A 13,222-nucleotide genomic window follows, 5' to 3' on the forward strand; every position below is an offset into this window, starting at 1 on the left:
GCCCACTTCTGAAAGAAGCCCACGCGCATGGACACCAATGCCCACCCCCTCGACCGCATCGACGAAGCGATCATCGACATCCTGCGCCACGACGGTCGTATCACGTTCGAAAAACTCTCCACCCTCGTCCACCTCACCCCGCGCCCCTGCCTGGAGCGCGTGCGCAAGCTGGAGCGACGTGGCGTGATTCGTGGCTATGGGGCAATCATCGACCAGCACAAAGTGGCGCCCGGGGTGTCACTGCTGGTGCTGGCGGCCCTGTCCAACCAAAGCGGGCGCGCGGCACAGAAGGCCTTCGAAGCCACCTTGCACAACTGCCCGGAGGTGCATGAATGCCAGCTGATCAGTGGCCACTTCGACTACAGCCTGCGCCTGCACTGCCGCGACATGGAACACTACCGACTGCTCAGCGAACGCTGGATGAACGACGACACCTTGCACATCGACAAGCTGGTGGCGCACCCCGTGCTGGCCGAGGTCAAGACCATGGCCCGCTAATGGGCGTTCACGTGGCCCGCCATTGCTCCGGCTGCCGGTAGGCCTGTGCCCAGGCTTGCACCTCATTGACCGGCATCGGCCGAGCAATGCAGTAACCCTGCGCCAGCTCACAGCCCAGGCCCATCAGCACCCGGCCGTGCTCGACACTCTCCAGCCCCTCGGCAATCACCTCGCGGCCAAACGCCCGGGCCAGGCCGATCACCGCCGCCGTCAGCGCCAGGTCATCCTGGTCGTGAAGGATGTCACGCACGAACGACTGGTCGATCTTGATCGTCTGGGTCGGCAAGCGTTTCAGGTAACTCAACGACGAATAACCGGTGCCGAAATCGTCCAGTGAGAAACGCACGCCCAGTGCACGGCAGGCGTCCAGGCAGCGGCTGACGTGCTGCAGGTTGTCGATGGCAACCGACTCGACGATTTCCAGGTCCAGCCGCGCCGGGTCCACCTCCGGGTACGCTGCCAGTAGCTGCTGCAGGCGCTCGGCGAAGTCATTGCGCTGCAAATGCCGTGCGGCGATATTCACACTCAACGACCAGGGCTGCCCTTGGCGCTGCCAGGCCTGCAGCTGGCTCAGCGCCTGGCCGACCACCCACTCGCCGATTTCGACGATCAGGTCGGTCTGCTCTACCCAAGGCAGGAAGTCGCCGGGCGGCACCACGCCACGGCCTGGCCGTTGCCAGCGCAACAACCCTTCGAAGCCCAGCACCTGGCCGCTGCGCAGGTTGACCTTGGGTTGGTAGTAAAGGCACAGCTCACTGTTGTGCAGTGCCCGGCGCACGCGCGCTACAGTCTGGTGAGTGGCCTTGAGCTCCTGCTCCTGCGACACGTCGAACAGGTGATAGCGGTTGCGCCCGCGCTGCTTGGCCACATACATGGCCTGGTCGGCGTGGCGCACCAAGGTGTCGGCATCTTCGTCATCCTGCGGGTACAGGGTCACGCCGATACTGGCGCTGAGCGAAAGCCTGTGTTCACGCACCACACAGGGCGCCGCCAATGCCCGCAACACCCGCCGCAGAGCTGCATGCAACTGCTGCTCATCATCGACATCGCGCAGGATCAGCACGAATTCGTCGCCCGAAAGCCGGGCCACGGCATCGCCACCGCGCAGGATGCTCTTCAAGCGCTGCGCCACTTCCACCAGCAGCAAGTCGCCCACGGCATGCCCATAGCCGTCATTGACCGCCTTGAACCCATCCAGGTCGAGCATGCACACCGCCAGCGGAATGTCTTCGCGGCGCGAGTAGGCCAGGGCCTGATTCAGCAGGTCGGACAGGTAGGCGCGGTTGGGCAGGCCGGTGAGCACATCGTGGCCTACCCGCCACTGCAGGGTATGCAGCAGCTGGCGTTTCTCGGTGACGTCAAAGCGGATCGACACATACTTGCGCACCTGGCCGGTCAGCGGGTCGATCAATGGCACCATGGTGCTGTCGACCCAATACAGCGAACCGTCCTTGGCCCGGTTGCAGATCTCGCCCTTCCATACCCGCCCGGCAGCCAGGGCACGCCACATGCCAACGAAGAACGCCGGTTCGTGCAGGCCCGAGTTGAGGATGCGGTGGTTGGCGCCCAGCAGCTCCTCACGGCTGTAGCCCGAGATGCTGCAGAACTGCTGGTTGACGTAAGTGATGTTCCCACGCAGGTCGGTTTCGGAAAAGATCGCGGCCGCGTCCACGGCCGCGCGATAGTTGTCATCCATAAAGCATCCTGCCTTAGCGGTTGAAGCGCTCCACCAGGGCGCGCAATCCGGCGCACACCTGTTCCAGTTCGGCGCCGCGCGAGGCGGCGGCGTTGGCGCTGTGGGCGCTGTGCTGGGCAATACCGGCTACGCCGTTGATCTGCCGCGAAACGTCTTCGGCCACCGCCGACTGCTGCTGCGAGGCGGTGGCCATCTGCTGGCTCATGTCGCTGATGCGCTGCACCGCGTCACGAATGCCGTGCAGCGCCTGCCGGGCTTCCTGTACCTGGGCAACGCCCTGCTCGGCGCCATCGATGCCTTGGCTGGCGATCGCCACGGCCTCCTCGGCGCCACTGCGCAGGGCATCGATAATCGCCTGAATGTGCAGGGTCGACTGGCGAGTCTTGTCGGCCAATGCCCGCACCTCATCGGCGACCACGGCAAAACCGCGGCCCTGCTCGCCTGCACGCGCCGCCTCGATGGCGGCGTTGAGGGCCAGCAGGTTGGTCTGCTCAGCAATGCCGCGAATCATCCCAGCAGCCTCGGCGATGGCACCGGTCTGACCAGCCAGGTGGCTGACCGCCTGGTTGATCTGCGTCACGGTGCTGGCCAGGGTCCGAATGGCCGCGCCGCTGGCATCGGCCACCTGGCTACCCTGCTCGGCCAGCAGGTGTGCGGTGTGTGCCTCGGCGGCGGTCAACTGGACGTGATTGGCCACTTCACCGATAGAGGCGGCCATCTGATTCATTGCCGTGGCGCTCAGGTCGGTTTCGGCACGCTGCTTGAGCAAGGCCACCTCGGTGCTGCGCGACAACTGCCCGGCATCGTGGGCGGCTACCGCCATTTGCCCGGCCAGGTCACTTAGCCGCGTCAATGCGGTTTTCAGGCGTGCCTCTTCGCTGATCAGCATCAGTTGCAACTGCCCGGCGGCACCCGGCAGGTCGCTGTAGGTCAAGGCGGCGACCGGGTCGGCAAACGTGCCTTGCGCGCCCTGCACAACCTGCTGAAGCTGTCGCCCAAGGGCGTTGCGCACCCACAAGCCATAGGCCACGAACAGCCCCACCGTCAGCCCCTGCCCCACCAGGCCAGGCCACAGCTGATGGGCGCCAACTGCCAGCACTCCCCCGGCCAGTGGCAAGGCCAGGGCCTGCGCCAGCAAGCTCAACCGGCGCGGCGCCGACAATGCCGCTTGACCGTTACGCAGCCGCGCATACAAAGCCTCGGCACGGGCCACCTGCTCGCGGGTGGGGCACACCCGCACCGACTCGTAGCCCACTACCCGCCCGCCTTCGAGGATGGGCGTGACGTAGGCGTTGACCCAGTAGTAGTCGCCGTTACGGCAGCGGTTCTTGACGATACCCATCCAGCTCTTGCCGGCTTTCAGGTAGCGCCACATCAGCTCGTACACCGCCGGCGGCATGTCCGGGTGGCGCACCAGGTTGTGCGGGCTGCCGATCAGTTCGGCCTCGCTATAGCCGCTGATGGCAGCGAATTCAGGGTTGCAGTAGGTGATCAGGCTGGCGGTATCGGTAGCAGAAATCAGCCGCTGATCTGAGGGGAAACGTTGCTCGACCGGGGTTACCGGCAAGTTGAGGCGCACGATGAGACTCCATTCACTGACGAACCGGTACCCAGCTCATCGACAGCCGCCGGAACCGATCCATGGCGATCCGCTCCAATTGGCAAATGCGCTTCCCGCCGTTGGGGCACGAGGCCGACCGAAGCAAGGAAGTTGACGATGACTGGCCAGTCAAGCCGTGAATTCTACGAAATTCATCACATAAATAAAACAAAGGTGATCAATCATGGCGTTGCGCCATGCCGATAGATATCGTTAAGTTCTTGATTCTAAATGGGAATTAAGTGATGACGAGATCAGCTTTGGGTTTCGCCCTGCGCCGCTACCGCAAGCTGGCGGGCCTGACCCAGGCACAACTGGCCGAACGGACCGGCTTCGACCCCAAGACCATCAGCCGCTTCGAAACCAGCACCTATACCCCCAGCATTGATGCACTGATGGAGTTCGCTCAGGTGCTGGGTGTAAAACCCAAGGACTTCTTCGCCGAACCGGACGACGAAGAGGAGCAGCGCGCCTACCTGTTCGGTGTCATTCACAACGCCCCGCCCAAGGATCTTGGCAAGCTGATTGCAGCAGTGGAGCAGGCACTGGCCAAGCCCTGACCTGTTCACGCGCCCCCCTCTACGGTACGCACCGAACTAGAGCCTGGCAGGCCGGATTGCCCCATAACTGGTCAGACCGGTAAGGCCAAAAAACCTTGCAATCAGGATTTTTTCGCGCTTTTATGGCTTCGCGCTGAACAAACCGGTAAGACCACAATAATTAAGTCCTGCGCTCTTTCGCCCCGTGCGGCTACCGAAGCAAGGACACCGATCAGAGACTCCTCCCATGCTCAAATGGTGCTCGCGTTCGATTTTCCTGCAAGTCGTACTCGGCCTTGCCCTCGGCATCGCCTGCGGTCTGAGCTTCCCCGACCTCTCCCTGCAACTCAAACCTCTTGGCGACGGCTTCATCAAGCTGATCAAGATGCTCATCGGCCTGATCGTGTTCTGCGTGGTGGTCAGCGGCATCTCAGGGGCGGGCGACCTGAAAAAGGTCGGGCGCATCGGCCTGAAATCGGTGATCTACTTCGAAGTGCTGACCACCCTGGCGCTGGTGATCGGCCTGGTGTTCGCCTTCAGCAGTGGCATTGGTAGCGGTGCCAACATTCACCTGGACCAGCTGTCCACCGCTGATGCCAACGGCTTGGCCGAGCGCGGCCAGCACATTCACGGCGCCACGGCGTTCTTCATGGACCTGATCCCCACTTCGGTGATCGGCGCCTTCGCCGACAACAACATTCTCCAGGTGCTGTTGTTCTCGGTACTGTTCGGCAGCGCGCTGAACCTGGTGGGTGACTCGGCCGCCGGCATTTCGCGGCTGATCAACGAACTGAGCCATGTAATCTTCCGCATCATGGGCATGATCGTGCGCCTGGCGCCGATCGGCGTGTTCGGCGCCATTGCCTTCACCACCAGCAAATACGGCCTGGAATCGCTGCAGCACCTGGGCGGCCTGGTCGCGCTGTTCTACCTGACCTGCGCCGGCTTCGTACTGATCGTGCTGGGCACCGTCATGCGCCTGTCGGGCCTCAAACTGCTGCCGTTGATCAAGTACCTGCGTGAGGAGCTGACCATCGTTCTCGGCACCGCTTCTTCCGACGCCGTACTGCCACAAATCATGCGCAAGCTGGAGCACCTGGGCATTGGCAGTTCCACGGTCGGCCTGGTGATTCCGACCGGCTACTCGTTCAACCTCGATGGTTTCTCCATCTACCTGACCCTGGCCATCGTGTTCATCGCCAACGCCACCGGCACACCGCTGGAAATGACCGACCTGCTGACCATCCTGCTGGTGTCGCTGGTGACTTCCAAAGGCGCTCACGGCATCCCAGGCTCGGCGCTGGTGATTCTCGCTGCCACCCTGACCGCCGTACCGGCCATTCCGGTGGTCGGGCTGGTATTGGTACTGGCGGTGGACTGGTTCATGGGTATTGGCCGGGCGCTGACCAACCTGATCGGCAACTGCGTGGCTACCGTGGCCATCGCCCGCTGGGAAAAAGACATTGACCTGGAACGCGCGCAGAACGTGCTCGATGGCAAACTTGGTTTTAACCCCACGCAGCGCAAACAGCCCAACACACACCATCAACAGGAATTTTGACCGAAAGTGGCCGGCGAAGACGCCGGCCCTAGCAGGAGCGAACCGTGATCAGCTCATCGACCGTCGTCAACTCAGTGGTGGAAAAACTGCGCCAGGCCCTGGCCCGCGGCCAATGGCGCACCGGCGACATGCTGCCAGGCCAGCGCGAGCTGGCCGAACAACTGGGTATCAGCCGCCCGAGCCTGCGCGAAGCGGTGACCGTGCTGGAAACCCTGGGCCTTGTGCGCTCAATGCCGGGCAAAGGCGTGCTGGTGCTGGATGCCGATGCCATTAGCCATGAAGCAGGCGTGGACACCAGCGCCGCGGCCAGCCTGGCCGACGTGCTGGAACTGCGCTACACCCTCGAACCCTTCATCGTCGGCCTGGTGGCGCAATCGGCCAACAGCCAGGACATTGGCCTACTGCGGCTGACCCTGATGGACATGCGTGAAGCGCTGGAGGCCGATGACAGCGAAGCCGGGGTCAAGGCCTACATCGCCTTCCATGAGGCGCTGTTCGCCCTGACCACCAACCCGATCTTCCAGAGTGTGGTGCAGCAAACCGGCAATGCCCTGAAGCAGAGCGCCGACATGCTGCGCAACTCGCCAGAGCACCTGGCCGCGCGGCTGAAGGAGAACGAAGCGGTGGTACGCGCCATTCGCGAGCGCAGCAGTGCAAAGGCCAGTGCCCAGATGCGTCAGCATATCGTGGCCGAAGGGCTGCGCATGGGTATTGCGCTGAATATCCCGGACGAACATCCGCATCCATGACTTCAGGAGAGCGACCATGAACGCCGCCCACCACTTGCCTGCCCTGCTCGCGGCCGGTGAAACCCGCCTGTCGGCCGAGCAGATCTACCCGCGCCTGTTCGATGCCATTCTGGAACAGCGCCTGCCACCCGGCAGCCTGCTGCCCGAGGAGGCCCTGGGCCATGCCTTTGGTGTCAGCCGCACGGTGATCCGCCGCGTGCTCGGGCGCCTGTCCGACCAGCAAGTGGTGGTGCAGCGCCCCAGCCACACCGCACACCTGGCCGCGCCCGACCCAGACCAGGCACGCCAGGTACTCAGCGCCCGGCGCCTGGCCGAGACCACGCTGATTACCCTGGCCGCGCAACGCGCCCGGCCGGCGCAGGTTCGCCAGCTGCGGCAACTGGTGGAGCGCGAGCGCCAGCACCATGAAAGTGGCGAACGCTGTTCGGCGATCCGCCTGGGCGGCGAGTTCCACCTGAAACTGGCGCAAGTGGCGGCCAACGCACCACTGGCACGCTTTCTCAATGGGCTGGTGCCGATGACCTCGCTGATCATCGCCCGCTACGAGTCGCCGTGCTGTGACCACTGCGCGTGGCAAGAACATGCAGCAATCATCGATGCCGTCGAGCAAGGTGATGCCGAGGCGGCCTTGGGGCTGATGCACAAACACCTCGACCGCCTGGAAGAAAAGCTCGTCCTGAAGTGATTACGCGGGTTCCTTTGGGAGCGCGTTGGGCAGGCGATTGGCGATGGGCTGCACGGCAGCAGCTCGCACCCCCCCCTATACTGCGAGAACCACCCCAGCCTCTACCAGGGAGGCGGTCGCGTGAGCTCTCGAATGCTTTTGTTGCTGTGCCTTCTGCTGGCCCTCGGCGGTTGTGCCAGCAAGCGCCCACCTGCCCCGCCGCCACCTGCAGTACTCACCCCCGCTGCCTGGCAACGCATCGACCAGGAGTTGATCGATGCCTCGGTGGGCGCCGCCGGCTCGGCTAATGACTATGCCCGGCGCTCCATGCGGGTGTGGAAAGAACAGGTACAGCAACGTACCGAAAGCGACTTCATCCCCTGGTTCACTGGCTACTGGACCCAGCAGTGGCTCACCCTCAAGGTGGCCTGGTACAAGCTCGACAGTGGTGAGGGCCGGGAACCGGCAGAAAAGCGCCTGGCGCTGTACCTGCAGGAGCAGTATCACGCACGGGTGATCGAGCCGGTGGCCGAGCAGATCAACCCCGAGGGCATTCGCGACCGGGCCTGCGAGCTGTACCTGCAACTGCTCGGCCAGCAACTGCCGGCCATCATCAGCCGCTACAACGCGCCGCCCGAGCAGTTCAGCCAGCGCCTGAACCGTATTCCCGTCATCGCCCTGGGGCCACCGGATGCGCGCAATGCCAGCCTATATCAGCTGCTGCGGGCCAAGTCGCTGGACCAGCAACCGGCATGGCAAGCCATGCGCCAGCACTTGCATCAGCAAGCCAGCAAAGGCCCCGGCAAGACCGATGTCGGGCTGAACTCGGTGGCCACCCAGGCAAGCGAAAAACTCGGCGCCACCCTGGCCCCACGCGGTATTGCCAGTGCCGTGGCATCGGCAGTGGGCAAGGTGGCAGGGGCGATGATTTCGATTGCAGCGGCCGGTTACGGGATGATGACCCATGACCGTGAACAACCACAGATGGTCGAGCAGCTGCGGGTGATCCTCAACGTGGCGTTGAACCAGGAGTGGCAGGAGTTGATGGAGAACCGCCAGAGCGGGGCCATGGCGGGGGTGTACTACCTGTCGGGGCAGGTTGAGGACAGCTTGCTGGCCAGTGCGCCGCGACCGGTGGAACAACCGGTGCAGCAGGTGAAACAACAGCAGGCGCCATTGATCATTCGCCTGCCGCCGTAGCAGCCTTGTGCCGCGTAGAGGCCAGTACCCGCTAGATCAAGCTGTAGCCATGGCCGAGTTGGGCAACCCAAACACCCGATCAAACGCCCAGTTATAGGCAAAGGTGTAGCACGGCACCAGAATGATGAACGCCATGTCCACCAGCAGCGCTTCCAGCAACGTCATGTCCAGCCACCAGGCAATCAGCGGGATCAGGTACACCACCAGGGTCAACTGGAAGCCGATGGCATGCGCCACCCGCCGCGCCACGCTGCGACCACGCTTGGCCTGGCGGCTCTCCCAATACTCGAACAGGCTGTTGTAGACCAGGTTCCAGAGCATGGCGATGGTGGTGATCATCACCGCCAGCGGCCCGGTGTGCGACGCCTGCGTGTCCGACAGGTAAGCCAGCCCTAGGGTCGACATGCACAGCCCGATGAGTTCATAGAACGTCACGTAGACCAGTTTGCGTTTCAGTCCCTGCACGCGGGATTACCTCCAATGAGAAAAGCGATGGGGGCGATCATGCTTCAATGAACTTGACAGCAAAAGTAAGCAGCTGTCAGATCTACTGACAGGAGGCTGCCATGAATTTTTCCAGCGACAACATCCAGCTGTTTCTTGCCGTGCTCGACCGCGGTTCCTTTTCCGCCGCTGCGCGCGCGCTCAAACGCGTGCCGTCGGCCGTGAGCATGGCCATCGGCAACCTTGAGGCGGAACTTGGCTACAACCTATTCGAACGCGGCCCGCGTGAAGTTCGTCCAACTGCACAAGCTTTGGCCCTGGAGCCACACGCCAGGCTGATTGCCGAGCAATTGGGGCTGCTTCAGGTGCATGCCCTGGAGCTTTCCCAGGGGCTGGAGAGTAGCCTGACGCTGGCGGTGGCACCCGACATCGATCACCGCCCGTTGCTGGCGGCCATCGCCAACCTCGGCGAGCGCCACCCTCTGCTGGACATCGCCCTGCTGAGCGCCCCGCAGGAGGAAGCCCTGCAGTTGCTGGACAGCGGCCGCGCCGACCTCTGCGTGGCCTTTGCCGGCCTGCAGGTCGATGCCCGGCGCGGCTTCCAGCACATCGGCATGGAGACGCTGGTGGCTACGCTGTCACCGGCCCACCCGGCCTTGCGTGAGGGGCGTATCCACTACCTTGAGGACCTGACCCAAGTGCGTCAGATTCTGGTGCGCAGCCGCGACCTGCCACTGGCTGACCCTCGCCCGCTGATCGGCGCCACCCACTGGTTCACCGACAGCTTCGACCTGGCTTTGCAGATGGTGGAAACCGGCCTGGGCTGGGGCGACTTGCCGCTGTCGCGGGTCGCGCCGCTGCTGGCCAGCGGGCGCCTGGTACGCCTGGATTTTCGCAATACCCGCAACGAATTGCAGTTGCCGGTGCATATCCTGTGGCGCAAACAACAGCCGCTGCAGCAGGCCGCACGGCTGCTGATCGAGCAGTTGGCTGAGCAGTGACTGCCGTCTGTCGAAACGACCGTAAGAAATTTCTGTAAGCGCTTCAATCTTTTACCCCTTGAGCCGATATCTCGGTCGATAGGCCCCGCAGTGCGTCATGAGCGCGCTGCGCCCTCCCCTCATTGGCTCAAGGTCTCGAAACATGAACCTGAAATTTCGCCACAAGATCCTGCTCAGCGCCTGCGGCGTCGTGGTCCTGGCATTTGCCCTGTTCACGCTTTACAACGACTACCTGCAACGCAACACCATCCGCCAGAACATCGAAGCCTCGGTACAGCAGTCCGGTGCACTGACTGCCAGCAGCGTGCAGAACTGGATGAGCGGGCGCATCCTGGTGCTGGAAAACCTGGCCCAGGACATCGGCCAGCAAGGCGCCGGCGACACCCTGGCCGGGCTGATCGAGCAGCCGTCCTACACGCGTAATTTCCTGTTCACCTACCTGGGCCAGGCCAACGGCGCATTCACCCAGCGCCCGGATACCCAGATGCCCGCCGGTTACGACCCGCGCCAGCGCCCCTGGTATGGCGCCGCCGCCAGCGCCGGGCAAACCGTGCTGACCGCCCCATACCAGGGTGCGGTCGGTGGCCTGATGGTAACCATCGCCACCCCGGTGAAGAGCAAGAGCAATGGCGAACTGATCGGCGTGGTCGGCGGTGACGTGACCCTCGATACCCTGGTAGAAATCATCAACTCGGTCGACTTCGGTGGCATCGGTCACGCCTTCCTGGCCGACGCCAACGGCCAGGTGATCGTCAGCCCCAACAAAGACCAGGTGATGAAGAACCTCAAGGACATCTACCCAGGCAGCAACCTGCGGGTTGCCGCCGGCATGCAGGATGTCACCCTCAACGGCCAGGACCGCATCATTTCGTTCGCCCCGGTGAACGGCCTGCCGTCGGCGCAGTGGTACATCGGCCTGTCCATCGACAAGGACAAAGCCTACGCCGCGCTCAGCCAGTTCCGCACCTCGGCGATCATTGCCATGCTGATTGCCGTGGCCGCCATTGCCGGCCTGCTCGGCCTGCTGATCCCTGTGCTGATGAGCCCGCTGACCACCATGGGCCGCGCCATGCGTGACATCGCCGAAGGCGAAGGTGACCTTACCCGCCGCCTGGCCGTGCAGAACAAGGATGAGTTCGGCGAACTGGCCACCTCGTTCAACCGCTTTGTCGAGCGTATCCATGCCTCGATCAGCGAAGTGTCCTCGGCCACCCGCCTGGTGCATGACCTGTCGGAGAAAGTGGTCAGTGCGTCCAATGCGTCTATCAGCGGCTCTGAAGAACAGAGCATGCGCACCAACAGTGTGGCTGCGGCCATCAACGAACTGGGCGCAGCCACCCAGGAAATCGCCCGCAATGCCGCCGATGCTTCGCAACATGCCAGCGGTGCCAGCGAACAGGCGCACGGTGGCCGTGAAGTGGTTGAAGAAGCCATCAGCGCCATGACGGCCCTGTCACAGCGCATCAGCGAGTCGTGCGCGCAGATCGAAACGCTCAACGCCAGCACCGACGAAATCGGCAAGATACTCGACGTGATCAAGGGCATCTCGCAGCAGACCAACCTGCTGGCGCTGAACGCCGCCATCGAAGCGGCCCGTGCCGGTGAAGCCGGCCGTGGTTTTGCCGTGGTGGCCGACGAAGTGCGTAACCTGGCGCACCGGACCCAGGAATCGGCAGAAGAAATCCACCGCATGATCACCAGCCTGCAGGTGGGCTCGCGCGAAGCGGTGCACACCATGAACACCAGCCAGGTTTCCAGCGAGCAGACCGTGCAGGTGGCCAACCAGGCCGGCGAACGCCTGGCCAGCGTGACCCAGCGTATTGGCGAAATCGATGGCATGAACCAGTCGGTGGCCACGGCTACTGAAGAGCAGACCGCCGTGGTCGAGAGCCTTAACCTGGACATTACCCAGATCAACGCCCTGAACCAGCAAGGGGTGGAGAACCTCAACGACACCCTGCGCCATTGCGATCAGCTGGCCCAGCAGGCCGGGCGCTTGAAACAGCTGGTAGGCAGCTTCAGGATCTAAATCGGAACACACCCTGTAGGAGCGGCCTTGTGTCGCGAAAGGGCCGCAGAGCGGCCCCGGCAATTTCTGCGGCTTAGCTGAAAGTCCGGGGCCGCAACGCGCCCCTTTCGCGACACAAGGCTGCTCCTACAGGGGATCGCGTCAGCAGCAAATCATGCGTCAGCAGTGAGCGCCGCTTTAACGGCCCTACCCCGCCGCACCCACGCCAGCAACACCGCTGCCATCAGTACAAAGCCCAAATAACCGAAAAGCGGGTACACCTGGCCCACCAGGCTGATGAACCCCACCAGGCTGCAGCCGAACGCCACCACCCCGGTCACTACCGAGCCCCAACGGAACTTCGCCGTGCCTGCCGGCAACAGCCGCGAGAGGAACGAAAACAGCGTGCCCACTGCAGTGTTGACGATCATGCCGAAGATGATCAGGCACATCACCAGCCCCAGCAGCGGTGACACTTCGTTGGCAATCGACAGCATCGGCATGGGCAGGTCGGCCACACTGTCCAGCCGCGACAACAGCCCGGCACTCATCACCAGCATCAGGCCACCCAGTGCCGCACCACCCAGCAGGCCACCCCATATTGCAGTTTTCTCGCCCTTGGCCGAACCGCCCAGAATGGCCAGGATCGGCGCACCGGCCACGATGTTGTACGACACATACAGGAACGCACCCAGCAGCCAGTGGCGGGTGCCGGCCTGTTGCTGGCTGGCCAGCTGGTCGAGCGCCGCGAAGCTCTGTTCACGGGTGAACACGGCGTACAAGGCAATTGCCGAGGCCACCAGAATCAGCAGCGGGGTAATGGCGCCAATCGCCAGGATCACCTTGCGCACGTCCAGGCACACGATGGCCACCACCACCAGCGTCACCAGTACACTGCCGGTCAGCGCCGGAATACCGAACTGCTGCTCCAGCAACGCACCACCGCCGGCCAGCATGACCACGGTGACCGCGAACATGAAAAAGGTGATCAGCCAGTCGACGAACAGGCCCAGGTGACGGCCACAGATGGCCTGGATTACGTCCTTGTGCGAAGTGGCCTGCTGGCGGTTGCCCAAGCCGGCCAAGGCCATGCCAAGGAAGGTGAACAAGGCGGCGCTGACCAACGCGCCAACCAGCCCCCACACGCCGAAATCGACAAAGAACAACAACAGTTCCCGCCCCGAAGCGAACCCCGCCCCCACGATCACGCCGACAAATGCGCCGGCAATCTTCAGCTGCTCTTGCATGTGAACCTCTGGATT

General features: G+C 63.3%; 11 protein-coding genes and 3 pseudogenes. 9 read left to right on the forward strand and 5 right to left on the reverse strand.

Annotated features, from left to right (window positions below):
• The first annotated feature begins 27 nt into the window (after nt 1–27).
• Nucleotides 28–498: an Lrp/AsnC family transcriptional regulator gene (locus tag APH42_RS07770; RefSeq protein ID WP_060493067.1), complete on the forward strand. Its 471-nt coding sequence runs from the start codon at nt 28–30 to the stop codon at nt 496–498.
• Nucleotides 499–505: 7 nt separating this feature from the next.
• Here the strand turns inward: APH42_RS07770 and APH42_RS07775 are convergent, their stop codons facing one another.
• The 3 genes and pseudogenes from APH42_RS07775 to APH42_RS30795 form a co-directional block, all read right to left on the reverse strand.
• The gene (locus APH42_RS07775; RefSeq protein WP_060493068.1) at nt 506–2,194 is read right to left on the reverse strand and encodes a bifunctional diguanylate cyclase/phosphodiesterase; all 1,689 of its coding nucleotides are present in this window, start codon (nt 2,192–2,194) and stop codon (nt 506–508) included.
• A gap of 13 nt (nt 2,195–2,207) precedes the next feature.
• A complete protein-coding gene (locus APH42_RS30790; protein WP_374701048.1) occupies nt 2,208–3,083 on the reverse strand; it encodes a methyl-accepting chemotaxis protein in 876 nt (291 codons plus the stop codon).
• 408 nt (nt 3,084–3,491) lie between these two features.
• Nucleotides 3,492–3,773, reverse strand: a pseudogene (locus tag APH42_RS30795) (PAS domain-containing protein); the annotation flags it as partial.
• A gap of 266 nt (nt 3,774–4,039) precedes the next feature.
• Between APH42_RS30795 and APH42_RS07785 the strand changes: the two are divergent.
• The 5 genes from APH42_RS07785 to APH42_RS07805 all read left to right on the forward strand — a co-directional run bounded on the left by APH42_RS07785 (nt 4,040) and on the right by APH42_RS07805 (nt 8,507).
• Nucleotides 4,040–4,354 (forward strand): helix-turn-helix domain-containing protein, encoded by a 315-nt coding sequence (locus tag APH42_RS07785; RefSeq protein ID WP_012271547.1) that lies wholly within the window; start codon nt 4,040–4,042, stop codon nt 4,352–4,354.
• A 226-nt stretch (nt 4,355–4,580) separates the two neighbouring features.
• On the forward strand, nt 4,581–5,894 hold the full coding sequence (locus tag APH42_RS07790; RefSeq protein WP_012271546.1) for a C4-dicarboxylate transporter DctA: 1,314 nt from the start codon (nt 4,581–4,583) through the stop codon (nt 5,892–5,894).
• A gap of 44 nt (nt 5,895–5,938) precedes the next feature.
• Nucleotides 5,939–6,643, forward strand: a complete 705-nt coding sequence (locus APH42_RS07795) for a FadR/GntR family transcriptional regulator (protein WP_060493070.1) — start codon at nt 5,939–5,941, stop codon at nt 6,641–6,643.
• A 16-nt stretch (nt 6,644–6,659) separates the two neighbouring features.
• Nucleotides 6,660–7,328: a GntR family transcriptional regulator gene (locus APH42_RS07800; RefSeq protein WP_012271544.1), complete on the forward strand. Its 669-nt coding sequence runs from the start codon at nt 6,660–6,662 to the stop codon at nt 7,326–7,328.
• A gap of 120 nt (nt 7,329–7,448) precedes the next feature.
• Entirely contained in the window at nt 7,449–8,507 is a 1,059-nt protein-coding gene (locus tag APH42_RS07805) for a hypothetical protein (protein WP_060493071.1), read from the forward strand.
• Between the two features lie 36 nt (nt 8,508–8,543).
• On the opposite strand, the gene APH42_RS07810 is transcribed toward APH42_RS07805, so the two are convergent.
• Nucleotides 8,544–8,972, reverse strand: coding sequence for a PACE efflux transporter (locus APH42_RS07810; protein WP_012271542.1), 429 nt, complete (start codon nt 8,970–8,972; stop codon nt 8,544–8,546).
• Between the two features lie 101 nt (nt 8,973–9,073).
• On the opposite strand from APH42_RS07810, the gene APH42_RS07815 reads away from it, so the two are divergent.
• The 3 genes and pseudogenes from APH42_RS07815 to mcpA (APH42_RS30805) form a co-directional block, all read left to right on the forward strand.
• Nucleotides 9,074–9,952, forward strand: a complete 879-nt coding sequence (locus APH42_RS07815) for a LysR family transcriptional regulator (RefSeq protein ID WP_012271541.1) — start codon at nt 9,074–9,076, stop codon at nt 9,950–9,952.
• Between the two features lie 142 nt (nt 9,953–10,094).
• Nucleotides 10,095–11,126, forward strand: a pseudogene (gene mcpA, locus APH42_RS30800) (methyl-accepting chemotaxis protein McpA); the annotation flags it as partial.
• Between the two features lie 258 nt (nt 11,127–11,384).
• Nucleotides 11,385–11,981: pseudogene (mcpA, locus tag APH42_RS30805) on the forward strand (methyl-accepting chemotaxis protein McpA); the annotation flags it as partial.
• A gap of 152 nt (nt 11,982–12,133) precedes the next feature.
• Here mcpA (APH42_RS30805) and APH42_RS07825 read toward each other — a convergent pair.
• Nucleotides 12,134–13,207: a membrane protein gene (locus APH42_RS07825; protein WP_012271539.1), complete on the reverse strand. Its 1,074-nt coding sequence runs from the start codon at nt 13,205–13,207 to the stop codon at nt 12,134–12,136.
• Nucleotides 13,208–13,222: the final 15 nt, after the last annotated feature.

This window comes from Pseudomonas sp. NBRC 111140, assembly GCF_001320885.1.
GTDB lineage: Bacteria > Pseudomonadota > Gammaproteobacteria > Pseudomonadales > Pseudomonadaceae > Aquipseudomonas > Aquipseudomonas putida_P.

Bases quoted from the DNA above. Each gene is read 5' to 3' on its own strand.
- APH42_RS07770 (WP_060493067.1), top strand. From the start codon at position 28: ATGGACACCAATGCCCACCCCCTCGACCGCATCGACGAAGCGATCATC.
- APH42_RS07815 (WP_012271541.1), top strand. From the start codon at position 9,074: ATGAATTTTTCCAGCGACAACATCCAGCTGTTTCTTGCCGTGCTCGAC.
- APH42_RS07775 (WP_060493068.1), bottom strand. From the start codon at position 2,194: ATGGATGACAACTATCGCGCGGCCGTGGACGCGGCCGCGATCTTTTCC.
- APH42_RS07785 (WP_012271547.1), top strand. From the start codon at position 4,040: ATGACGAGATCAGCTTTGGGTTTCGCCCTGCGCCGCTACCGCAAGCTG.
- APH42_RS07800 (WP_012271544.1), top strand. From the start codon at position 6,660: ATGAACGCCGCCCACCACTTGCCTGCCCTGCTCGCGGCCGGTGAAACC.
- APH42_RS07790 (WP_012271546.1), top strand. From the start codon at position 4,581: ATGCTCAAATGGTGCTCGCGTTCGATTTTCCTGCAAGTCGTACTCGGC.
- APH42_RS30790 (WP_374701048.1), bottom strand. From the start codon at position 3,083: ATGCTGATCAGCGAAGAGGCACGCCTGAAAACCGCATTGACGCGGCTA.
- APH42_RS07825 (WP_012271539.1), bottom strand. From the start codon at position 13,207: ATGCAAGAGCAGCTGAAGATTGCCGGCGCATTTGTCGGCGTGATCGTG.